18 protein-coding genes and 1 riboswitch are annotated in these 22805 nt (G+C 33.6%); of the genes, 15 read left to right on the forward strand and 3 right to left on the reverse strand.

Going from position 1 to position 22805, the window contains the following annotated elements; all coding sequences use genetic code 11:
- Positions 1-12: 12 nt before the first annotated feature.
- Positions 13-1269, reverse strand: coding sequence for a methionine adenosyltransferase (metK, locus tag AC2DGP_RS00655; protein WP_484491099.1), 1257 nt, complete (start codon positions 1267-1269; stop codon positions 13-15).
- Between the two features lie 384 nt (positions 1270-1653).
- Here metK and AC2DGP_RS00660 point away from each other — a divergent pair, with 384 nt between their 5' ends.
- From AC2DGP_RS00660 to AC2DGP_RS00690, 7 genes are all read left to right on the forward strand, one after another.
- Positions 1654-2928, forward strand: coding sequence for an O-acetylhomoserine aminocarboxypropyltransferase/cysteine synthase family protein (locus AC2DGP_RS00660; protein ID WP_484491100.1), 1275 nt, complete (start codon positions 1654-1656; stop codon positions 2926-2928).
- Between the two features lie 63 nt (positions 2929-2991).
- Positions 2992-3330: a TM2 domain-containing protein gene (locus tag AC2DGP_RS00665; RefSeq protein ID WP_484491101.1), complete on the forward strand. Its 339-nt coding sequence runs from the start codon at positions 2992-2994 to the stop codon at positions 3328-3330.
- Positions 3331-3349: 19 nt separating this feature from the next.
- Positions 3350-3634, forward strand: a complete 285-nt coding sequence (locus tag AC2DGP_RS00670) for a DUF2752 domain-containing protein (RefSeq protein ID WP_484491102.1) — start codon at positions 3350-3352, stop codon at positions 3632-3634.
- Between the two features lie 97 nt (positions 3635-3731).
- A riboswitch (SAM riboswitch) is annotated at positions 3732-3842 on the forward strand.
- Positions 3843-3940: 98 nt separating this feature from the next.
- The gene (locus AC2DGP_RS00675; RefSeq protein ID WP_484491103.1) at positions 3941-4915 is read left to right on the forward strand and encodes an alpha/beta fold hydrolase; all 975 of its coding nucleotides are present in this window, start codon (positions 3941-3943) and stop codon (positions 4913-4915) included.
- 47 nt (positions 4916-4962) lie between these two features.
- A complete protein-coding gene (gene thrA / locus AC2DGP_RS00680) occupies positions 4963-7383 on the forward strand; it encodes a bifunctional aspartate kinase/homoserine dehydrogenase I (protein ID WP_484491104.1) in 2421 nt (806 codons plus the stop codon).
- Between the two features lie 64 nt (positions 7384-7447).
- Positions 7448-8620 (forward strand): trans-sulfuration enzyme family protein, encoded by a 1173-nt coding sequence (locus AC2DGP_RS00685; RefSeq protein ID WP_484491105.1) that lies wholly within the window; start codon positions 7448-7450, stop codon positions 8618-8620.
- Between the two features lie 351 nt (positions 8621-8971).
- Entirely contained in the window at positions 8972-11128 is a 2157-nt protein-coding gene (locus AC2DGP_RS00690; protein ID WP_484491106.1) for an FG-GAP repeat domain-containing protein, read from the forward strand.
- A 123-nt stretch (positions 11129-11251) separates the two neighbouring features.
- Here the strand turns inward: AC2DGP_RS00690 and AC2DGP_RS00695 are convergent, their stop codons facing one another.
- Positions 11252-13621, reverse strand: a complete 2370-nt coding sequence (locus AC2DGP_RS00695; protein WP_484491107.1) for a TonB-dependent receptor — start codon at positions 13619-13621, stop codon at positions 11252-11254.
- A gap of 220 nt (positions 13622-13841) precedes the next feature.
- Here AC2DGP_RS00695 and AC2DGP_RS00700 point away from each other — a divergent pair, with 220 nt between their 5' ends.
- The 3 genes from AC2DGP_RS00700 to AC2DGP_RS00710 are packed head-to-tail and all read left to right on the forward strand — an operon-like array spanning position 13842 to position 16050.
- Entirely contained in the window at positions 13842-14861 is a 1020-nt protein-coding gene (locus tag AC2DGP_RS00700; RefSeq protein WP_484491108.1) for a sensor histidine kinase, read from the forward strand.
- Positions 14862-14868: 7 nt separating this feature from the next.
- A complete protein-coding gene (locus AC2DGP_RS00705) occupies positions 14869-15585 on the forward strand; it encodes a LytR/AlgR family response regulator transcription factor (protein WP_484491109.1) in 717 nt (238 codons plus the stop codon).
- A 48-nt stretch (positions 15586-15633) separates the two neighbouring features.
- Positions 15634-16050, forward strand: coding sequence for an RrF2 family transcriptional regulator (locus tag AC2DGP_RS00710; RefSeq protein WP_484491110.1), 417 nt, complete (start codon positions 15634-15636; stop codon positions 16048-16050).
- On the opposite strand, the gene AC2DGP_RS00715 is transcribed toward AC2DGP_RS00710, so the two are convergent.
- Positions 16045-17241, reverse strand: a complete 1197-nt coding sequence (locus AC2DGP_RS00715; protein ID WP_484491111.1) for a GAF domain-containing sensor histidine kinase — start codon at positions 17239-17241, stop codon at positions 16045-16047. The genes AC2DGP_RS00710 and AC2DGP_RS00715 overlap by 6 nt on opposite strands.
- 256 nt (positions 17242-17497) lie before the next feature.
- Here AC2DGP_RS00715 and AC2DGP_RS00720 point away from each other — a divergent pair, with 256 nt between their 5' ends.
- From AC2DGP_RS00720 to AC2DGP_RS00740, 5 genes are all read left to right on the forward strand, one after another.
- Positions 17498-17755: a DUF2061 domain-containing protein gene (locus AC2DGP_RS00720; RefSeq protein WP_484491112.1), complete on the forward strand. Its 258-nt coding sequence runs from the start codon at positions 17498-17500 to the stop codon at positions 17753-17755.
- Positions 17755-18384, forward strand: a complete 630-nt coding sequence (locus AC2DGP_RS00725) for a phosphoadenosine phosphosulfate reductase domain-containing protein (RefSeq protein ID WP_484491113.1) — start codon at positions 17755-17757, stop codon at positions 18382-18384. The genes AC2DGP_RS00720 and AC2DGP_RS00725 overlap by 1 nt, the downstream gene beginning before the upstream one ends.
- A gap of 40 nt (positions 18385-18424) precedes the next feature.
- Positions 18425-19327, forward strand: coding sequence for a sulfate adenylyltransferase subunit CysD (gene cysD / locus AC2DGP_RS00730; RefSeq protein WP_484491114.1), 903 nt, complete (start codon positions 18425-18427; stop codon positions 19325-19327).
- 121 nt (positions 19328-19448) lie between these two features.
- Entirely contained in the window at positions 19449-20696 is a 1248-nt protein-coding gene (locus tag AC2DGP_RS00735) for a sulfate adenylyltransferase subunit 1 (RefSeq protein WP_484491115.1), read from the forward strand.
- 12 nt (positions 20697-20708) lie between these two features.
- A complete protein-coding gene (locus AC2DGP_RS00740) occupies positions 20709-22805 on the forward strand; it encodes a nitrite reductase (RefSeq protein WP_484491116.1) in 2097 nt (698 codons plus the stop codon).

The following is a 22805-nucleotide window of genomic DNA, read 5'->3' on the forward strand; positions in this document are numbered from 1 at the left end:
TAATTTCGGTTTTTATAATCCGAAAGCTTCTTTTACTTTTTCAGTGTAATCAAGTTTTTCCCAAGTGAAAGTTTCAATTTCTTTCTCAATAACTTCACCATTTGGAGATTCATATCTTACGGTTTTAACTTCAGGAGTTCTTCCCATATGTCCATAAGCTGCAGTTTCCAAATAAATAGGATTTCTTAGTTTTAATCTTTTTTCAATAGCAATCGGTCTCATGTCAAAAATCGTACTCAATTTTGCTGCTATTTCTCCATCAGATAAAGAAACTTTAGAGGTTCCATATGTTTCAACAAAAATCCCCATCGGCTCTACCACCCCAATTGCATAAGAAACTTGTACTAAAATTTCATCAGCAACTCCAGCTGCAACTAGATTTTTAGCAATATGTCTTGTAGCATATGCCGCAGATCTATCCACTTTACTCGGATCTTTTCCAGAGAAAGCTCCTCCACCGTGGGCTCCTTTTCCTCCGTAGGTATCTACAATAATTTTTCTACCAGTTAAACCAGTATCTCCATGTGGTCCACCGATAACAAATTTTCCGGTTGGATTGATATGATATTTGATATCATCTCCGAATAAGGCTTGAATCTCTGGTTTTAGTTTAGAAAGAACTCTAGGAACCAAAATATTGATGATGTCAGATTTAATTTTTGCCAACATCTTTGCGTCATCAGCATCAAAATCATCATGTTGAGTTGATACTACAATAGCCTCAATTCTTTCTGGTTTGTTTTCATCAGAATATTGAATTGTAACCTGGCTTTTTGCATCTGGACGTAAGTAAGGAATCTCATTTCCTTCTCTTCTCAAAGCAGCTAGTTCTATCAACAACCTATGAGATAATTCCAAAGCCAAAGGCATGTAATTATCGGTTTCATTGGTTGCATAACCAAACATCATTCCTTGATCTCCTGCTCCTTGTTCTTCTTTAACCTCTCTGTCAATACCACGATTGATATCATCAGATTGCTCATGAATCGCAGATAAAACACCACAAGAATTACCGTCAAATTGATATTCTCCTTTTGTGTATCCTATTTTATTGATAGTTTGTCTAGCAATTTTTTGAACATCTAAATAAGTTTTAGATTTTACTTCACCAGCCAAAAATACTTGTCCAGTAGTAACCATAGTCTCACATGCTACTTTAGATTCTGGATCAAAAGCCATAAAGTTATCAATTAAAGCATCTGAAATTTGATCAGCAACTTTGTCAGGGTGTCCTTCCGAAACAGATTCGGACGTAAATAAATATGCCATTATTTTTTAATTTTTCTATGAGTCGAGAAAAACAGAAATAATTACCAGCACCGCTAAAGAAATAGATTGAGAATCCTGCTTTAGCTCTTTTTTAACGAGGTGGCAATCAGTCAAATCTTTCCTCTTTACTTTTAATACTGCAAAATTACATAAAAAGAAATGAATATTTGCTTTTTAAATAAAAGTTTCTACATTTGTTGTAACAAAAATAGAAGAAATGAATTTTACATTAAATATGTGTTCTAAAATGATGTGCGGATCTCGGTCTGTAGGGGATGCTATTGTGTAAAATTAAAATAATGCATAAATTCAAGACCTCTATAGATTTTCTATAGAGGTTTTTTTTGTTCTAGAAATTAATACAAACTATTAAAAATTATCAACATGAGTACACACAAATTTGAAACAAATGCGTTGCATGCAGGACATGACACAACATTAACTCAAGGAACAAGAGCAGTTCCAATTTATCAATCCTCATCTTATGTGTTTAACGACACTGAACATGCGGCAAATTTATTTTCATTAGGAGAATTAGGTTTTATTTACACACGTCTAAACAATCCTACGAATCAAATTTTACAAGATCGTTTGGCGGCTATTGAAGGAGGAATAGGAGCTGTTGTGTTTGCTTCTGGGACTTCTGCAATAGCAACTGGCTTAATGACTTTGTTAAGAGCAGGAGATCATATTGTAGCTTCAAGTAGTTTGTATGGTGGTACATTTACTTTGTTAAATGTTACGTTGCCACGATTGGGGATTACAACAACTTTTGTAGATGCTTCCAATCCGGATAGTTTCAAAGAAGCAGTACAAGACAATACTAGAGCGTTTTTTGTGGAGTCTTTAGGAAACCCAAAGTTAGACGTGCTTGATTTAGAAGGGATATCTAAACATTCAAAAGAAGCAGGAGTTCCTTTTATTGTTGATAATACAGTAGCAACACCTGGATTGTTAAATCCCATTAAGCATGGAGCTAACTTGGTGATTCATTCATTGACAAAATATATTGGAGGGCAAGGAAATTCTCTTGGAGGAGCTATTATTGATGCTGGTACTTTTGATTGGACAAATGGAAAATTCCCTGAATTCACTGAGCCTTCAGCAGGTTACCATGGGTTGGTTTATAGTGAGGCTTTGGGAGCTGCTGCTTTTACATTTAAATTGATCTTAGAAGGTTTACGTGATTTTGGAGGAGCTTTGAGTCCTTTCAATGCGTTTCAAATCATTCAAGGTTTAGAAACGTTACCGGTAAGAATAAAGCAACATAGTGAAAATGCTTTAGAACTTGCAACCTGGTTAGAGTCTAGAGAAGAAGTTGCATGGGTAAACTATCCAGGACTTGCCTCAAGTAAATACAATGATTTAGCAAAAAAATACTTACCAAAAGGACAAAGTGGTTTGGTAACTTTTGGAGTAAAAGGTGGTTTTGAATCAGCTAAAAAAGTAACGGATGCCACCAAGGTATTTTCATTGTTGGCAAATATTGGAGATACGAAATCTTTAATTATTCATCCGGCAAGTACTACACATCAACAATTAAGTGAAGAGCAACAGCTTGGAGCTGGTGTTTCTCAAGATTTGATTCGTTTATCTGTTGGATTAGAGTCTGTTGAAGATTTGAAAGCGGACTTGGAAAATGCATTTAAGTCTTTGTAAATTAATTGAATTCCTTAAATTTACCAAGGGCAAAATTATTTGTCTTTGGTAAATTATATAAAAATGAAGATTGTGAAAACTGAAAATGAAAAATACTGCCATGAGTGTGGAGAGCCTATTAATAGAAAAGCAGAGATATGCCCAAAATGTGGTGTAAGACAAGAAGTAATTTATGGTAGGTCTTCTGCTAGTCAAGAACAAGAAAAAAGATGGATCGTTTCTTTAGTATTATGTTGGTTTTTAGGAGTTTTTGGAGCACATAGGTTTTATACTGGGCACACGGCGATTGGTGTTGTTCAACTGTTAACTTTAGGAGGTTGTGGTATTTGGGTTTTGATTGATTTTATTATTTTATTGACGGGTAGTTTTAAGGATGCAGACGGTGTTCCGGTTAAATATTAAAAAAAGGTTTTTCAATTATGTGAAAAATCGTAAAGTTGTGATGCTGTGTTTTGGGTATTATGCTGTTTCAATTTTATTGTATCTTTTTACAAAAATTGATGTTTTGCCAGCTTGTTTGATTAAAAGTGTCTTTGGTGTTTCTTGTTTAGGATGTGGCATGACTAGGGCTGTTATACAATTATTTTACCTAAATTTTTTGGGAGCCTATCAAACAAATCCTATGGTGTTTGTTGTAATCCCTTTATTATTTTATATAGTTTATCAAGATTTTAAAAAGGTAGATGCGATGCAGTTGACAGATTGAACTTTGTTCGCATAAGAGAACTATAGATTTACTAAAGAAACGTTGCAGTTTGGTAAATAATTCATATTTTTGCAACGTAGTTCATATATTTTTTGAAATGTTATCAAGAAAGGCAGAGGGATTAGACCCGGTGAAGCCTTAGCAACCCTTTATTCTTTTAAAGAAGGTGCTAAATTCTACCTTGGCAATATGCTTGGATAGATAACCAAAGACTAAGTAAAGTCCTTTAATTTTTTTATAACATTTCCGAAACGCTTTTGAAATTTCATTAGTAAGTGAATTTGTTATTAATAAAAAGGAAATACTTTGAATAGTAGTTTAAAATATCATTCTATTGTCGATTTTACTACCGAGACAGGTGTAGTCTATGATGAACTAGAACTTTCTTATGAAATTTTTGGTCAAGAATTACATAGTGCTCCCATTGTGTTAGTAAATCATGCTCTTACGGGAAATTCTGATGTGGCAAGTCCTCATTCGGGTTGGTGGAAAGGAATTATTTCTGAAGGGAATCTAATAGATACAAATAAGTATACTATCATATCATTTAATATTCCAGGAAATGGTTTCGATAAGAAACCTGATAATTTGATTGAAAATTATAAGGATTTCACTGCTAGAGATGTTGCTCAATTATTTGGGTTGGCTTTGCAACAGTTAGAGGTGAAAAAGTTACATGCTCTGATAGGAGGTTCATTAGGAGGAGGAATTTCTTGGGAAATGGCAGTGTTATTTCCCTTGTTGGCGGATAACTTAATTGTGGTGGCGTCGGATTGGAAAGCTTCTGATTGGATTTTAGCTCATAATAAAGTTCAAGAACAAATTCTATTAAACTCCAAGAAACCGGTTCATGATGCTAGAATGATGGCAATGATGTTTTATAGAACGGCAGGTTCGTTTAAAGAAAAATTCAATAGAACAGTAAATGAAAATTTAGGGATTCCTAATGTAGAAAGTTGGTTGTTACACCATGGTTTTCAGTTAGAAAACAGATTTCACTTACAATCTTATAAAATGGTGAATCACTTATTATCTACTTTGGATATTGTTAGAGATAGAGGTAGTTTTAAAGAAGTAGCGCCATTGATCAAAGCAAAAATAATTCAGATTGGGATAGATTCTGATTTCTTTTTTGTTCCTCAAGAGAATATTGAAACTAAAAATATTTTGGACGAATTAGGGATTGATAGTGTTTATAAAGAAATAACATCATTACACGGACATGATGGTTTTTTGGTTGAGGATGCTCAGCTGAAAAAACTATTGAAAGATGTTTTTTAAATTAATAAAGTAAGAATTCACTTTGATAAGTGACATACATATAAGCCATGAAAGTAATTAAATTCGGAGGTAAATCTTTAGCAAACGGGCAAGGTCTTCAGAGTGTTTTGGATATCATTAGCTCAAAGATAAAAAAGAAAGAAAAAAGTATCGTGGTACTTTCAGCAAGAGGTACTTCTACGAACGATTTAGAAAAGCTTTTAGAAAAATCTAAAAAAAGTACTTCTTATAAAGAGGCTTTTGAAAATTTCAAAAAGTATCAGATAGAGCCAAACCCTAAGGCAGATTTTTCTGAAGAATTTTCTTTTCTTGAGAAGATTTTTGAAGGAGTAAATCTTTTGGGTGATTATAGTCCTAAAATAAAAGATTTAGTGTTGGCTTATGGAGAGTTATTGTCTGCTAAAATGGTAGTTTCTCTTTTAAATAAAAACGGGATCAAGGCAAATTTTGTGGATTCTAGAGAGTTGTTAAAAACAGATGCCACTTTTGGAGAAGCTGAGTTGCTTGAGGATGTTTCGAAGTATAATGTGGTTGATTTTTTTAAGAATTGTAATGCTTCTGAAATTCAGATCGTAACAGGGTTTATTGCATCTAATACAGAAAATGAAACAACAACCTTAGGACGGAATGGTAGTAATTACTCTGCAGCTTTATTGGCAAACTATTTAGGTGCGGATGAATTAGAAAATTATACCCATGTAGATGGTATTTATACGGCAAATCCTGATTTGGTACCAAATGCAAGAAAAATTGAAAATTTATCTTTCAAGGAAGCAAATGAATTGGCAAACTTTGGTGCTTATATTTTAAATGCAAAGGCAATGATTCCTTTAACAGAAAGGGGAATTCCATTAAGAATTTTAAATACGTTTGATGCCTCTAGTAAAGGAACATTAATCACTAACGATCATGCCTCAAAAGATGGGATTAAAGCCATTTCGGTATTAGAAAACATGGCCTTGATTAATCTTGAAGGTAAGGGGCTTTTGGGTAAAGTAGGGGTTGATGCTAGGGTGTTTACTGCGTTGCAAAAAGATAATATCAGTGTAAGTATTATTTCACAAGGATCTTCTGAAAGAGGGATTAGTTTTGTTGTAGATGCAACTCAAGCTCGTAAGGCAAGAGAGGCTTTGGCGAATGAATTCAATCTTGATTTTTTAAGTAAAGATGTTACTAAAATTGGCGTTGAAAAGGATGTTGCAATAATTTCAACATTGGGAAAAACACTAGCTTCTTTCAATAGTTCTTACAGTGCTTTGATACGAAATAGTATAGAGCCAATTTTGATGAATAATACAGTTGCAGGTAGGAATGTTTGTTTGGTTGTGAAAAACAAGAATTTGCATAAGGCGGTGAATGTAATTCATGGGGAGATTTTTGGAGTTGCTAAAAAAATTAATATCGCTATTTTTGGAGTTGGTTTAGTAGGGGGGACGCTGGTCGATCAAATACTAGAAAGTAAAGCAAAAATCTTGAAACGCCGTGGTGTTGATTTAAACGTTTTTGCTGTAGCGAATTCTAAAAAAGTGGTTTTAAATGAAACTGGGATCACTAACGATTGGAGAAAAGAATTAGAAAATAATGGAATTGCGAGATCTGTAGATGAGGTTGCTGCATTTGCAAATGAATATCATTTAGAAAATTTGATAGCTGTTGATAATACAGCCAATGCTCAATTTGTTGAAAATTATATTCCATTGGTTCAAAAAGGCTTTAATTTAGTTTCTTCAAATAAGATAGGAAATACAATTTCTTACGAGTTTTACGAAGGATTAAGAGAGGAGTTAAAGCGTAATAAAAAAACATACTTGTACGAAACAAATGTTGGTGCTGGTTTGCCTTTGATTGATACCATTCGAATGTTGCACCATTCGGGTGAAAATATTACGAGAATTAAAGGGGTGTTTTCTGGCACGTTGAGCTATTTGTTTAATAATTTCTCTGCGAATGACGAGAAATTTAGTACAGTGTTACAAGGAGCAAAGGACCAGGGGTTTACAGAGCCAGACCCAAGAGAGGATTTGAATGGAAATGATGTTGGGAGAAAATTATTGATTTTGGCACGTGAATTGGATTTGAAAAATGAATTTTCTGATGTTCAGATTCATAATTTAATTCCAGAAACTTTAAGAGAAGGAGATACAGAAACTTTTTTAAGTAATTTAGATCAGTTTGATGCTGTTTATCAAGAGGTGAAGGAAAAACAAGAACCTGGAAATGTGTTGAGGTATATTGGTGATTTACACGGTGATTTGTCACAAGATAAGGGGAGTTTAGAGGTGAAACTGATTTCTGTATCGGCAGATTCTGCTTTAGGGCAAGTAAAAGGAGCTGATTCTATTTTTGAGATTTATACAGAATCTTATGGGGAAAGGCCAATTGTAATTCAAGGAGCAGGAGCAGGAGCGCATGTTACGGCAAGAGGTGTTTTTGGTGATATCTTAAGGCTTTCTGAAGGAGGGTTGTAAATAAAAATAAAATATTGATCTGTTGGGTTGTTTTTAATATGACCCAGTAATTAAAAAGAATACAATGAGTAAAAGACATTTTGAAACGGAAGCGGTGAGAACCCAATCTGAAAGAACTCAGTTTAAAGAACATTCAACACCTTTGTATTTAACATCGGGGTTTGTATTTGATGATGCCGAGGAAATGCGTGCTTCTTTTGCGGAAGAAAAAGAGCGTGATTTATATAGTAGATATAGCAATCCTAATACTTCTGAATTTATAGAAAAAATATGTAAAATGGAAGGAGCTGAAGATGGTTTTGCTTTTGCTTCAGGGATGGCAGCTATCTATTCAACTTTTGCTGCTTTGTTGAGTTCTGGTGATCATATTGTATCAGCAAGGTCTGTATTTGGAGCAACACATGGTTTGTTTACAAAATACTTTCCAAAATGGGGGATTGAAACCTCATATTTTGGGGTGACAGAGGTAGAGAAAGTAGAAAGTTTGATTCAGCCAAATACTAAATTTATTTATGCAGAAACTCCAACGAACCCAGGAGTTGATGTGCTAGATTTAGAAGAGTTGAGTCGTATTGCGAAAAAACATAGTGTTTTACTGATTATTGATAATTGTTTTGCAACTCCTTATTTGCAACAGCCAATTAAATTTGGGGCGGACTTGGTAATTCATTCTGCAACAAAATTAATCGATGGACAGGGAAGAGTTTTAGGCGGGATTACCGTTGGTTCTAAAGAGTTGATTCGTGAAATTTATTTGTTTTCACGTTTAACAGGACCTTCTTTATCGCCTTTCAATGCATGGGTATTGTCTAAAAGCTTAGAAACACTATCAGTGAGATGTGAGAAGCAATGTGATAATGCATTGAAATTAGCAGAGTTTTTAGAGGCGCATCCAAAAGTAAAATGGGTGAAATATCCTTTTTTAAAGTCTCATCCTCAATATGAAGTTGCCATCAAGCAAATGAAACTAGGAGGTACGATTGTTGCTTTTGAAGTGGAAAATGGTGTTCAAGGAGGGAAAACTTTCTTTGATAGTATAGAAATGTGTTCGTTGTCTGCTAACTTAGGCGATACTAGAACGATTGTAACGCATCCAGCTTCTACAACACATGCCAAATTAGCGAAAGAAGATAAAGAAGCTGTCGGTATTTTAGATGGTACCGTTCGTTGTTCTTTAGGTCTAGAGCATATTGATGATATTATTGCCGATATACAACAAGCATTAGAGAAAATATAAGCATTGTAAATGCCTTTTGGTATGTATGAGCTGAGGTTTTAGAGGTGTACTCTTATGTCTCATGTCTGATAAGTTTTTTGTAGGTGATATCTTGAGATTCTCCAAAGGGGCTGTTTGAAATTTTAAAAAACCCAACACATTTGTGTTGGGTTTTTCATTTCTTTTTTATGAATAAAAAATGCAGTTACATTTTTTATTTACTTCCTTTCAATATCACTGATATGTTTTTTATTAGTGAAACGCTAAGGTTTTTGGGAAGATTGACGAGTTTAGTATTTCCTTGTTTTCTGGGGTTTTATGGCGTTTGTAAATTAATTTACTTTGCAGTTAAAATGAAAAAAAATGTGTTTTATGAAAAAAAATAAATTAAGTTTTATCACTCTTTTAGTAATGTTAATTTTTATGGCATGTGAGGATAAAATGGAATTGAACGATGATTCCAAAAATATGATTGAAGGAGGCCGAGTTTCAAAAGGAGTACAATCTCACAAATTATATTATGACCGAATAGGTGATATTATTGGTGATGGTTTTGTTGGACATGGCTATAAAACTGAAACTGGATCAATAAGACCAACGGCTCTACAAAGTATTGAAACGGATATTCGACCTTCGAATGTTATTGATGAAACAAATTTCAGGTTAATTGAGAGAAGTTCTGATTTGGAGCGGTTTTATTCGAATAATTTAGAATTACAATTAAGTGCTAGTTCTCTGTTTAGTAGTTTTTCATTAGATGCTCAGTTTAAATCTCGTATTGAAGGTTTTGTAACAGAACAAGATAGCTCTGTTTATGCTTGTGGAGAGGTGATTTTTACCACTGGATCTGTTTTTCTTAAAGATGTACCTAAGTTATCTGATTCAGCTACAGAAGCATTGGATGAAAATTTTGGGTTATTTGAAACGAATTATTCAGATATGTTTATTGATGAATCCACTTTTGGGGTAAAAGCGTGTTATCTTTACCGATATAGTTATAGCGGTTCAACAACTTATACTAAAGAACAAATTCGCGCAGCGGTTAAATTAAAAATTAGTGCAGTTGGAGATGCCAGTGCGGAAGCTGAAATAGATGATACATCGAAAAGTATCATTAACTCTCTTAGTGTTCAAAACACTTTAGTTGCAAATATTGGTACTGATGATTTTGAAGTTAGAGAAGTGAATGATTACGACAGTTTTCTCCTTGATTTGGAAAGATTAAAGCAATATGTAAGAGAAAACGCTCATAAAATAAAAGCAATAGAACGTAAGTTGCGACCATATAATGAAGCTCTTCAGAATAATGATTTGATAACGAAATATAGTATTTATGAGGATTGTTCTGTTGATTATAATCTTTGGTCTGAGCTCAAAGAAAATATTGATGAATTCAAGGGTAAAGAATTGAGTGTTGATTTGAAGCTAGAGTTAGAAGAAGCAACTGAATTTATTAGAGTTAACATGACTAAATCTTTATATTGTGACGAGTCTATTAGTCCAGACATGACAATGTTTAATGATTTAATTGAAAGAGCGAATAATTATATATTAAGTAGTAATGTTATTACAACTTGGATAAGTTCATTTACTCAAGGTTGGAATAATACTAGTCATGTTAGAACATTGGCAGATGTAAATGGAGATGGAAAAGAAGATATTGTTGGATTTCATGATAGCAATGTTTATGTTTCATTTTCAAATGGTTCAGGATTTGATCCTTCTAAACCTAAGACAAGTTCATTCACACAAAGCTGGTACAATTCAAAACATGTTAGAACAATGGCTGATGTAAATGGAGATGGAAAAGATGATATTATAGGTTTTCATGATAATGAGGTTTATGTAGCTATGTCAGCAGGGAGTAGTTTTAGTAGTGGTGTTTCTTGGTTGTCCCAAGGTTTTGCTTATAACGATGGCTGGAGAACTAATAAACATGAGCGTTTGTTAGGTGATGTAAATGGAGATGGAAAGGCTGATATAGTTGGTTTTCATGATAATGAGATTTATGTAGCTACATCAACAGGAGGTAGTTTTAATAGTGGTGTTTCTTGGCTGTCCCAAGGTTTTGCTTATAATGATGGATGGAATAATTTAAATCATGTAAGAGTCCTTGCAGATGTAAATGGAGACGGAAAGGCTGATATAGTTGGTTTTCATGACAATGAGGTTTATGTAGCTATATCAACAGGGAAAAGTTTTAATAGTGGTGTTTCTTGGCTGTCTCAAGGTTTTGCTAACAATGATAGTTGGAGAAAAGATCGACATTTACGCACAGTATCCGATGTGAATGGAGATGGAAAGGCTGATATAGTTGGTTTTCATGACAATGAGGTTTATGTAGCTATTTCTGATGGAAATAGTTTTATTAATAATTCAATAGTAATTAGTGATGGATTTGGGTATTATGACGGTTGGAATATTGAAAATCATATAAGAATTTTGGGGGATGTAGATGGAAATGGAAAAGCAGATATTGTTGGGTTTGGCGATGATAGTGTTAAGGTTTTGAAAAGTAGTTTGAGGTAAGAGTATTCCCATATATGAATTATGAAAACTCATCCAAATTATTTTGTTTGGATGAGTTTTTAGTTTGCGGTGTTTTTAAATTATTTGTTCATCTTAATAAGATTAACAATTTTAAAATTAATTTCACCTCCTTCTTCCCCCCGAATAGGTCATTGCTTCCCCTTTACCAAATCCATAGCTTATTCCAAGAGTAAAAAAGCGACCACGACTTCTTTCACTGTATCTTTCAAAGGTTGGTTGAATCACAGATTGTGAATAAATTCTTGAATTGAATAGATCTCTGATTCCAATATTGACGATTGCTTTTCCTTTTAAGATTTTTTTGCGAAGTCCAGCATCCATAAACGCATATGCATCATTCGTTCCTTGCAGGGTTTGGTAATCTGATCTATAATTACCAGTTAATTCGAGATCGATATCTTTTGGGAATCGAATTTTTGTTCCGAGCCTAGCAGACCATTGTCGTCCTACGAAGTCAAAAGATTGATCTTCATATGACCCGTTTCTTTCGAAATAGTTATAATTAAAATCACCATTAAAACTTAGCCAATTGTTAGCATTGAATTTCCCATTCGTTTCAAAACCTATGGAGTTTTTTGTTCCAATATTTTGAGGAGTAGCGATGGTAATATTGTCAACAAAAGTATATACGGTTTCAATAACATCTGTTGTGTAGCGATAATATAAACTAGAGTTTAGTGATGCTTTTCCTAAACTAAAAATACTGGTTAATTCGTAAGAGTTTGTGAATTCTGGTTGTAATTCAGGGTTACCAGTTCTTACATTAAAGTTATCTCGAATGCTCACAAATGGATTCAGGTTTCTTAAGCGAGGTCTGAAAATTCTTTTGGAATAGCCTGCTTGAATTGAAAAATCACTTGCTATTTTATACGAAGTATGTAGGGTAGGAAATAGATTCGTATAATTTTGCTTGTTTGATTCATTTGTATCTGTAAGGTAGGTTCTTAAATCTGTGTTTTCAACTCTAAGCCCTGCTTTTGCTCCCCATTTTTCTTTTTCGTAGGCAAATGTTCCATAAACACCTAATACGTTTTGGCTGTATTCAAAATTATTAGAGAGAGAATCATTGATTACATAGTCATCTTCAATCCATTCTCTAACTTCGTAATCATTAATGACGCTATTAACAACATATTGGGTTCCCGTTTCTAGAGTGAATATGTCGTTGATAGGGTTAACATAGTCAGCTTTAAAAGTGTAGTCCGAGTATTTGTAATCTGTATCGACTTGTTGTTTTTCGTTATTTTCAGAGCCTGATATAGTAGTATCTAAAAACTCAGAAGAAAGGTCTTTGGCAAAATACCTTCCGAGAGAACTTACAATTAAGGAATGTTCTTCATTATTTTTAAACTCTTTTTTATAATTTAATTCGTATTGAAATTTCGGATTTGTTGCTTCGGTTGTTTCCGTTCTTACCCAATTAGAAATAAGAAGGTCATTTGCATCAAAAGCAGTATAAGTAGTTTCTGAAGGTTGGTCTTCGATTTCGTAGGCAAAACTTCCTGAAAGCGTTAAAATATTACGTTCGTTGATATGGTAATCTGTACCGAGTGTTGCGTTAAAAAAGGTTTCGTTTCTGTATTCTGTTCCTTCATTAAAAAGAGTTTCGCCACTGTTGAGGTTTTTGTTGCTCCCGTTTTTGTATTGTGGTAACGATCGATATCCGGCTCCGAGTTGTGTAAATAAATTAAAATTTTCCGTTCTTCTATTTAAACTCAAACCTAAGCTATGGTTATCGGGTGTTCCTGTATTTGCTGAGATGGAACCATTCCAACCTTCTTTTTGTTCTTTTTTTAAGATGATATTTAAAATACCAGAGGTACCAGAGGCTTCGTATTTAGCGGAAGGGTTTGTAATTACTTCGATACTTTCAATCATATCGGCAGAGATGGTTCCCAAAGCGTTGCTAGATTGATCGGCGAGTACGGATGGTTTTCCGTTTACTAAGATTTGAACACTTGTACTACCGCGAAGACTTATTTCGCCTTCAATATTAACATTAACAGAAGGAACGTTATTGAGGGCTTCTAGGGCGCTTGCTCCTGAACTACTAATATCTTTACCTACATTAAAAACTCTTTTATCTAATTTGAATACAGTTTTTGAAACTTCCGCTCTAACAATTACCTCGTCAAGTTTTTTGTTTTCGGGATGTATTTCAATACTACCAAGATTTAACACTCTATTTGAATTTTTTAATTTTGAAATAGTTTTGGTTTGGTATCCCATAATACTAACTTCTAATTCAAAGTTAGAATAGGTGGTGTTGATGCTAAAAGCACCATTCATATCCGTAGTTGTTCCAGATTTTTCATTTGTGTCTAGATTGTAGAGTACGATACTTGCGTAGGGTATGGCAAGCCTATTGTCTTTTTCTATAATTGTTCCATGAATCTCAGTTTTCTTGTATTGTGCTTGCGAAAAACTAGCCGAGAGTAGTAGTGTTGCCATCAAAATAATCTTAATCTTCATTCGGAACCATTTTTGTTAATATAAAATATGGGTTAGATTGTGTTGAAACAAATTAAACCATAAGATCTGTATCGCAAAAGTTTTTTTTGGCAAACGACCAAAGTTTTAGGTTAAACAGCAAATTGTCGTTTAGCTCTGTAAATTAGTAGTTTAAGGTGTGTGTGTTGTTGATTAACTATTCAAATGCTTGTGTGAGTGATATTTTGTTTAATTTTAAATCATGAAGATTATAAAACACTTTTCTCACTCAAGGTTTAAAGAATTGATTTTTCAATTGTTTTTGCATGTTATGGTTTTTGTGTTTTTTGCGTATGACAAAAGAATCGAGGGTATTGATTTTAAGCAGTTTTACTTTTATTTGAATTTGGTTTTTGCGGCATTTGTAATCAACTATGTGTTTCTGCCTAAGTTTCTTTATAAAAACAAGTATTGGGAGTTGGTCATTGCTGTAGTCTCGGTTTTGATAATCGTAATTTTGGTTGAGGAGTTTGTTTTAGAAAAGATTTTTTATCCAGAGACACGAGGTAGGAAATTTTCTAAGATTTTTTATACGTTGTTAGGAGTTTTACCAACAATTTCTATTCTGGTAGGTTTTAAATTTGCATGGGATGCTTTGGTAAAACAACGTGAGGTTTTGGAGTTGAAAAACTCTGTGAAAGAAAGTGAATTGTTGTATTTGAAGTCGCAAATAAATCCACATTTTTTGTTTAATAATATAAACAACTTGTATTCTTATGCAGTAATGGAATCGCCCAAAACACCAGAGAGAATTTTAGAGCTTTCATCTGTTTTACGATATATGTTGTATGAGTGTAAAGAACGATTTGTTCCTTTAGAGAAAGAGATTCATCATTTAGAACATTATGTGAATCTGAGTAAACTTCAAATAGAAGGGAGAGGAGAAGTAAGTTTGAGAGTGAAAGAAGAAATGGGAAGTTTTGTTATTTCGCCATTGATATTGACTGTGTTCGTTGAAAATGCATTCAAGCATAGCTCATCAAGTCAAACGAATGCTATCGAAATTGATATAGATTTGAAAATAGATGAAAAAGGAGTACTTAATTTCAAGTGTAAAAACACCTTTTTAGATGTTAGTAACACTCATGATTTAGGTAGTGGAATTGGTTTGTTGAATGTTAAGAAACGTTTAGAATTGGTGTATCCAAATCGTCATAGTTTGAATATTGAATCGGATAATCAGGGTTATTCGGTAGATTTAACAATTGAATTGAAAGATTAGTTGAAATATGAATTGTATCATCATTGAAGATCAGTTACCGGCTCAAAGAATATTGAAGAAATATATTTCGGATATAGGTTCGATGACCTTGATAGGTTGTCATGCTGATGCTATGGAGTCATTAGAAGTAATCAATTCCGGTAAGGTAGATGTGGTGTTTTTAGATATTCATTTGCCGAAGTTGTCTGGTATGGATTTCTTAAAAAGCCTAACCACTTCTCCCCAAATTATTATTACTACAGCTTTTCAAGATTATGCTATTGAGAGTTATGAATATAATGTGATTGATTATTTATTGAAACCTTTTTCTTTTCAAAGGTTTGTAAAAGCAGTGTCTAAAGCCACTAAGAAAAGTGGAGCGTTAAGTTTGAATTCTTCGAGTTCTTTTACACGTAATTCTGATGAATTAACAGAGGTGTTTGTAAAAGTAGGTTATGATTATATTCGAGTTAAGTTTGACGAAATTCATTACATTTTAACAGACTCAGATTATACGGAGTTGTATTTAAATGACAGGAAGATTCTTTCATCTGAAACATTAAAATATTGGCAAGAATTACTTGGCAGTAAATATTTTATGAGGGTTCATAAATCTTATTTGATAAATATATCTAAGATTGTAAAAATATCTGGGAATCAGGTTTTTTTGGAAGGGGAGATTTCCATTCCGTTGGGTAGAGTGTTTAAAAGTGATTTTATCAAACGGTTTAACGAGCGCAGGTAATCTACTAAGTTTATAGGCTATATAGAATTAAATTTCTATCTTCGTTTTATGCTTTCAAAAAAGACAAAATACGGATTAAAGGCATTGACTTTCTTGGCGAATAGACAGGAAAATTGCCCTGTACAAATATCAGAAATTGCGAAAAGTGAAAATATTTCTCATAAATTTTTGGAAAGTATCTTGCTTACTTTGCGAAAGGCGAGTCTTTTAGGTTCCAAAAAAGGTAAAGGAGGTGGTTACTATCTTTTAAAAGAACCAGCCGATATTTTAATGACAGAAGTAATTCGTTCCTTGGAAGGTCCGATCGCAATGGTTCCATGCGTAAGTTTAAATTTTTATGAAAAATGCGACGATTGTCCTGATGAAAATGCTTGTAGTGTTCATAAATTGATGATACAGGTACGGGATAGTACACTTCAGGTTTTTAGAAACACTACATTGGCAGATCTTACAGGTAAACTATAAAAGAGGTATTGAAATAGCAAAGTGAACCCCTCTTAAGCCATTGCTTCTATCAATTAATTTTACCGTCCCTTTTAATCTATCAATACATGTCTTTACCGTGGTAAGGCCTATACCAGCACTATTATCGTTTTTCGCACCAATTGTTTCAAAGAGTAAAAAAACTTTTTCTCGGTATTCTTTGTTGATTCCTGGACCATTGTCTTCATAACTAATTTTTAGATTTTTTTCAGTTTTGAGAAAGCTAATTTTTATAAGCCCAAGTTCCTGGTCAGAATACTTTATGGAATTTGATATTAGGTTTTGAAAAATAGTTAAGAATATAATTTCTGAATGAGTTACTTTGAAATTGGCATTTATAAATTCGTATTTGAAATGGTTGGCATCGAAATTTTCACTGATACTATGTAATAAACTGCTCATGTCAAAATTTGTGATTTTTATTTTGTCAGTTGTTTTTTGCGAAAAATCAAGCATGCCGGTTGATAATGTATCCATATAACTAACACGTGAAAGTATCAAATCAATCCAATCATTAGCTTGTTGGTCTAATGCATGTTGGTAGTCTGATTTTAGCCATGAGGCTATGGTTTGAATCCCTCTTATCGGGGTTTTTATATCATGGGTTAGGCTATGAGCAAATGAATTAAGTTGTTTGTTTAGCGTTTCGGTTTCTTTGTTTTTTTCTTCGAGAAGACTAATACTTCTCCTTAGTTGGAATTGACTAACAACTTGCTGTGATAAAGCCTCAAGAGCTTCTAGTTGAGATTTGTTAAGTTGTTTAGGTTCGTGGTCAATAACGCAGAGTGTACCGAGGGAAAAACCATCAGGAGTGTTTAATGGAGCCCCTGCGTAAAATACTACATTGGGAGCTTCATGCACCAAGGGGTTGTCATGGAACCTTGGGTCTACTCTAGAATCAGGTACCATCAAGATTTCATTCGGTGAGTTGATTGCATGAGCGCAAAAAGCGATGTCTCTTGGTGTTTCGGTTGCATCTAGTCCATGGTGTGATTTAAACCATTGTTTGTCTTTTGAGACTAAAGAAATTAAAGCTATTGGGCTAAGGCAAATTTCAGATGCAATTCTTGTGATGTTATCGTATTCTTTTTCTGGTAATGTGTCTAGAATTTGAAAACTTGTAAGAGATTTTAATCTTCCAAGTTCATTTTTGGGAGTGGTTGGGTAAATCATAGCGTTTTATTTAATGTTTTCTTTTTCAGTAGATTATAACAATTTAATCATTTTATTTTGATTTTTGAAAAAATAATTATTTTTTAAAACCTACTGTTTTTGTAGGGTAAATGCTGCGTTACTGTAGTTACTGAAGAAATTGAAGATTAATTTATACAGAAAAACTTGTGAGGTTGTAATGAAGTTCTTATTTTTGCGACATAATCTACCAATCCGATAGGGTAATAGGTTTTAAAATATTTGAAATAAAAAATAAATGATACTAGATAGGTTACAAAACAACAAAGAGAATCAGAGCTACCAACAAGCTGTAGTTTCTGATAAGCCCATTCGTAGTTTATTGAAGGCGATTAGCTGGAGAGTTGTGGGGACTGTAGATACTTTGATTGTGTCTTTGTTTATTACGGGAGAAGTTTCAACTGCTTCTGCGATTGCTGGAGTTGATTTTGTGACAAAAATGATTTTATACTTCTTTCATGAAAGAGTGTGGAATACAATAAAATGGGGAAGATAATGAGTACAATTTACACAGAAGCACAGCTTCAAGAAATTAACGATTCTTTGAAAGGTAAGACACCTCAAGAAATCGTAGCATGGGGATTAGAAACAGCAAAGAAACCATTGATAACTACAAATTTCAGACCTTATGAAGGTTCTATCTTGCATTTAACAACGAGTCAGAAGCAAGATTTAAAGGTGGTTTGGTGTGATACAGGATATAATACTCCTAATACTTATAGACATGCAGAGGCTTTAAAGGAACAGTTGAGTTTGAATATTCATTTGTATGTACCGCAGCAAACGTCTTCTCATAGAGATGTTGTGATGGGAATTCCTCAGATTGAAGATCCGATGCATAAGGTATTTACAGAACAAGTAAAGTTAGAGCCTTTTAAAAGAGCAATGGCTGAGCATCAACCTGATTTATGGTTTACCAACTTGAGAAAAGGTCAAACTGCATTTAGAGATAGTATAGATATTGTTTCTCAGGGTGCGGATGGTGTTATCAAAGTAAGTCCTTTTTACGATTGGTCTGATGAACAATTAGATGCATACAACGAGGAAAACGGAATTCCAAATGAGCATAAATACTTTGATCCGACAAAAGTATTGGGGAATAGAGAGTGTGGATTACACGCTTAATTCTTTTTAAAATTTAGTTACACGAAATAAAATAAATATAATGAGTACAATATTAAATTCTAACGCTTTAGAAAACGAAGCTATCTACATCATGAGAGAGGTAGCGGCACAGTTTGAGAAACCTGTGTTGTTGTTTTCAGGAGGTAAAGATTCGATTACTTTGGTAAGGTTGGCACAGAAGGCCTTCTATCCAGCAAAAATACCATTCCCATTCTTGCATGTTGACACAGGGCATAATTTTCAGGAAACTATTGATTTTCGAGATAAGTTATGTAAAGATTTAGGGGTAGAGCTTATTGTGCGCAATGTGCAAGATAATATTGATTCAGGAAAAGTTCAGGAAGAGTCTGGAAAGTATGCAAGTAGAAATATGTTGCAAACAGAAACTTTATTAGATGCCTTAGAAGAGTTTGGTTTTGATGCCGCTATTGGTGGTGCTCGTAGAGATGAGGAAAAAGCAAGAGCCAAAGAACGTATCTTTTCTGTAAGAGATGATTTTGGTGGATGGGATGAAAGAAACCAACGACCAGAGTTGTTTGATATTTTAAATGGGAAAATTGATTTAGGACAAAATGTTCGTGTATTTCCTATTTCAAACTGGACAGAATTAGATGTTTGGTCTTATATAGAAAAGGAAGAAATTGAGATCCCTTCTATTTATTTTGCTCATAAACGTAAAACTTTTGTGAGAGATGGAATGATTTGGACAGCAGATGATGCCGTTGTGTATAGAGAAGAAGATGAGGAAGTTGTTGAAAGAATGGTTCGTTTTAGAACTGTAGGAGATATGAGTTGTACGGCAGCTGTTTTGTCTGATGCTGTAGACATTGCAAAAGTTGTTGAGGAAATTAGAGATTCTTCTATTTCAGAAAGAGGAGCGCGTATTGATGATAAGCGATCTGAAGCTGCTATGGAGAAACGTAAACAACAAGGATATTTCTAGAATTCGTAATACTACATTAGTATCTAGATTCTAATGTAACGAAGATTCGGTTAATAAATAAATTAAAAATTTTAGGAAATGGTCTAGCTACTAGATACCAACTACCAGATACGAAATTAAAATGGAAGTTTTAAAAATAGCAACAGCGGGAAGTGTAGATGATGGGAAAAGTACCCTTATCGGTCGTATTCTATATGATACGAAATCATTGACTGATGATAAATTAGAAGCAATTGAGCGAAGTAGTAAGCAAAAAGGATTTGATTATTTAGATTTTTCTTTGGCTACTGATGGATTGGTTGCTGAGAGAGAACAAGGAATTACAATTGATGTAGCTCATATTTATTTTTCAACAGCGAAAAAGAGTTATATCATCGCAGATACTCCTGGACATGTTGAGTATACAAGAAACATGGTAACAGGTGCATCTACATCGCAAGCGGCAATTATTTTAGTTGATGCGCGTAAAGGAGCAATTGAACAAACATACCGTCATTTCTTTATCAATAACTTATTAAAAGTTAAGGATATCGTTGTGGCTGTAAATAAAATGGATTTGGTAGATTTTTCTGAGGAAAAATTTAATGCCATCAAGGCAGAGATTTCTTCTTTGGCAGAAAAGGCAGATTACAAAGGACAGAACATTACGTTTATTCCAGTAAGTGCTTTAAAAGGAGATAATGTGGTGAATAAATCAGATCAAACTCCTTGGTATGATGGTGAAACTATGTTGGAGCACTTGGAAGCTTTAGATGCTCAGGATGTTTATGAAGTTTCACAAGCACGTTTGCCTATTCAAACTGTGATTCGTCCTAAAACTGAAGAATTTCATGACTTTAGAGGGTATGCAGGTAAATTGTATGGAGGTTCTTTAAGTGTTGGTGATGAGGTAACAGTTTTACCATCAAAAACATCTTCTAAAATTAAAGAAATTTACCATTTCGATAAGACTTTTGATAAAGCAGAAAGAGGTTCTTCTGTAAATATTACTTTAGAAAATGATATCAATATTTCGAGAGGAGATTTATTAGTGAAATCTTCTGAGTTGCCAAAAGAAGCAAAACAAATTGAAGCAAAAATCTGTTGGATGGATGCTAAAAATTTGGTGCCAGGAACGAAGTATTTAATTCAACATGGTGCCAATAGAGTAGTTGCAAAGATTGGAGACGTTAAATCTGTGATCAAAACTGATTTTACAGGAAAAGATGATTCTGCATCAAAATTAGCAATTAATGAAATAGGAGAGGTATCTATAAAATTAGCCAAACCTTTATTTTATGATGCATATGCTGATAATAAAGCAAATGGGTCATTCATTTTAATAGATGCACAAACTAACAATACCTCAGGAGTAGGTTTTATCCAATAAATATAACACGAGATGCAAAGTTTTAGATCAGAAATAGAAAATCCTATCGTTGAGAAAGATATCATCGATTTGGCAGATAAAATTCAATTGTTTCATGAAGGAAGAATTGATGAAGAAAAATTTAGAAGTTTACGTTTGGCTCGTGGAGTATACGGACAACGTCAGTTTGGTGTTCAAATGATACGTATCAAATTACCTTATGGTAAAGTTACAAGTGATCAATTGCACAGGATTTCTGATGTATCTGATGAGTATTCAAGAGGTCGTTTACATATTACAACACGTCAAGATATTCAAATTCATTACGTAAGTTTGGATAGAACTCCAGAGTTATGGGCTGAATTAGAAAAGAGTGATATTACTTTACGTGAGGCTTGTGGAAATGCAGTAAGAAACGTTACAGCTTCTGAAACTGCAGGAATTGACAAAAATGAGCCTTTTGATGTTTCTCCATATGCACATGCTGTATTCCAATTCTTTTTAAGAAATCCTATTTGTCAAGAGTTAGGACGTAAATTCAAAGTTTCTTTCTCTGGAACGGATGATGATACTGCTTTAAGTTTTATGCATGATATAGGTTTTATCGCAAAAACGAAAGTAATCAACGGTGAAGAAGTAAGAGGATTTAAAGTAATGTTAGGTGGAGGATTAGGTTCTCAGCCTCGTTTTGCTGATGTAGCTTTTGATTTCTTAGAAACAAACAAAATTATTCCTTACATGGAGTCTATTTTGCGTGTTTTTGATAGATACGGAGAGCGTTCTAAAAGAGCAAAAGCTCGTTTGAAATTCTTCATCAAAGATGTTGGATTGGAAAAATTTAATGAAATAGTAGCATTAGAGACAAAAGCATTGTCTAATCAAACTGTAGAAATTTCTGCAGAAGGATTTGATACACCAGATGTTTCAGGAATTGTAGCTCCAGAAGTTACCGTAGACCAAGCAGCATTTAATGCATGGAAAGCTTCTAACGTAATTGAGCAAAAACAAGAAGGATTATTTGCAATTGGAGTAAAAGTAAATATTGGAGATTTTTATACGAAAGAAGCTAGAATTTTAGCTGATTTGATTAAGAATTACGCAGGAGACGAATTGCGTTTCTCATTACGTCAAAATATATTAATTCGTCACGTACGTGAAGATTTATTACCATTCTTTTTCCAAGAATTAGGGAAATTAGGAATGGTAGATTTAGGATACGAATCTATTCAAGATGTTACGGCTTGTCCAGGAACGGATACATGTAACTTAGGTATTGCTTCTTCAACAGGTATTGCTGATGAACTAGGGAAAGTATTACGAGCAGAATACCCACAATTTGCAGATGACAAAGATTTAATGATCAAAATTTCTGGTTGTATGAATGCTTGTGGTCAACACAATATGGCAAACATTGGTTACCAAGGAATGTCTGTGAAGTCTGGGAAATTAGTTGCTCCTGCTTTACAAATTTTATTAGGAGGAGGAATCTTAAAAGATGGAAAAGGACGTATTTCTGATAAAGTAATTAAAATACCTTCTAAAAGAGGTCCAGAATCATTGCGTTTGATCTTAAATGATTTTATTGCGAATGCTGATGGAAAAGACTTTATCAACTATTACCTGAAACAAGGAGAAAAGTATTTTTATGATTTCTTAAAGCCATTATCTGATGTTTCTAATTTAGAAGAGTCTGATTTTATTGACTGGGGTAATGAAGAGAAGTATGAGAAAGCCGTAGGTATTGGAGAATGTGCTGGTGTTGTTATTGATTTGATTGCAACTTTATTGTTCGACAGTAAAGAAAAAATTGATAATGCTAAGGCATCTTTAGCAGAAGGAAAATTATCTGATGGTATTTATTATGCATATAGTTCAATTGTGAATACAGCGAAAGCTTTATTAACAGCAGAAGGAAAGAAAACAAATACGCACAATAAAATTATTTCTGATTTCAACGAAGTTTTCGTTGCAACAGGTAAAATTAAATTGGATACTGATTTTGAGACTTTTATTTATCAAATAAACCAAAATGAAGCTTCAGTTGAGTTTGCTGCTAAATATTTAGCAGATGCTGAAAAGTTTTACACTTTGGTAGATCAATACAGAGAACAAGAATTAGTTGAAGCATAA

This window comes from Flavicella sp. IMCC45537, from assembly GCF_057197705.1.

Excerpts from the sequence above, each read along its gene's own strand:
- AC2DGP_RS00665 (WP_484491101.1), top strand. The coding sequence starts at position 2,992 with ATGAAGATTGTGAAAACTGAAAATGAAAAATACTGCCATGAGTGTGGA.
- AC2DGP_RS00695 (WP_484491107.1), bottom strand. The coding sequence starts at position 13,621 with ATGAAGATTAAGATTATTTTGATGGCAACACTACTACTCTCGGCTAGT.
- AC2DGP_RS00720 (WP_484491112.1), top strand. The coding sequence starts at position 17,498 with ATGATACTAGATAGGTTACAAAACAACAAAGAGAATCAGAGCTACCAA.
- AC2DGP_RS00690 (WP_484491106.1), top strand. The coding sequence starts at position 8,972 with ATGAAAAAAAATAAATTAAGTTTTATCACTCTTTTAGTAATGTTAATT.
- AC2DGP_RS00715 (WP_484491111.1), bottom strand. The coding sequence starts at position 17,241 with ATGATTTACCCAACCACTCCCAAAAATGAACTTGGAAGATTAAAATCT.
- AC2DGP_RS00735 (WP_484491115.1), top strand. The coding sequence starts at position 19,449 with ATGGAAGTTTTAAAAATAGCAACAGCGGGAAGTGTAGATGATGGGAAA.
- AC2DGP_RS00660 (WP_484491100.1), top strand. The coding sequence starts at position 1,654 with ATGAGTACACACAAATTTGAAACAAATGCGTTGCATGCAGGACATGAC.
- AC2DGP_RS00710 (WP_484491110.1), top strand. The coding sequence starts at position 15,634 with ATGCTTTCAAAAAAGACAAAATACGGATTAAAGGCATTGACTTTCTTG.
- AC2DGP_RS00705 (WP_484491109.1), top strand. The coding sequence starts at position 14,869 with ATGAATTGTATCATCATTGAAGATCAGTTACCGGCTCAAAGAATATTG.
- AC2DGP_RS00740 (WP_484491116.1), top strand. The coding sequence starts at position 20,709 with ATGCAAAGTTTTAGATCAGAAATAGAAAATCCTATCGTTGAGAAAGAT.
- metK (WP_484491099.1), bottom strand. The coding sequence starts at position 1,269 with ATGGCATATTTATTTACGTCCGAATCTGTTTCGGAAGGACACCCTGAC.
- AC2DGP_RS00685 (WP_484491105.1), top strand. The coding sequence starts at position 7,448 with ATGAGTAAAAGACATTTTGAAACGGAAGCGGTGAGAACCCAATCTGAA.
- AC2DGP_RS00700 (WP_484491108.1), top strand. The coding sequence starts at position 13,842 with ATGAAGATTATAAAACACTTTTCTCACTCAAGGTTTAAAGAATTGATT.
- thrA (WP_484491104.1), top strand. The coding sequence starts at position 4,963 with ATGAAAGTAATTAAATTCGGAGGTAAATCTTTAGCAAACGGGCAAGGT.
- cysD (WP_484491114.1), top strand. The coding sequence starts at position 18,425 with ATGAGTACAATATTAAATTCTAACGCTTTAGAAAACGAAGCTATCTAC.
- AC2DGP_RS00725 (WP_484491113.1), top strand. The coding sequence starts at position 17,755 with ATGAGTACAATTTACACAGAAGCACAGCTTCAAGAAATTAACGATTCT.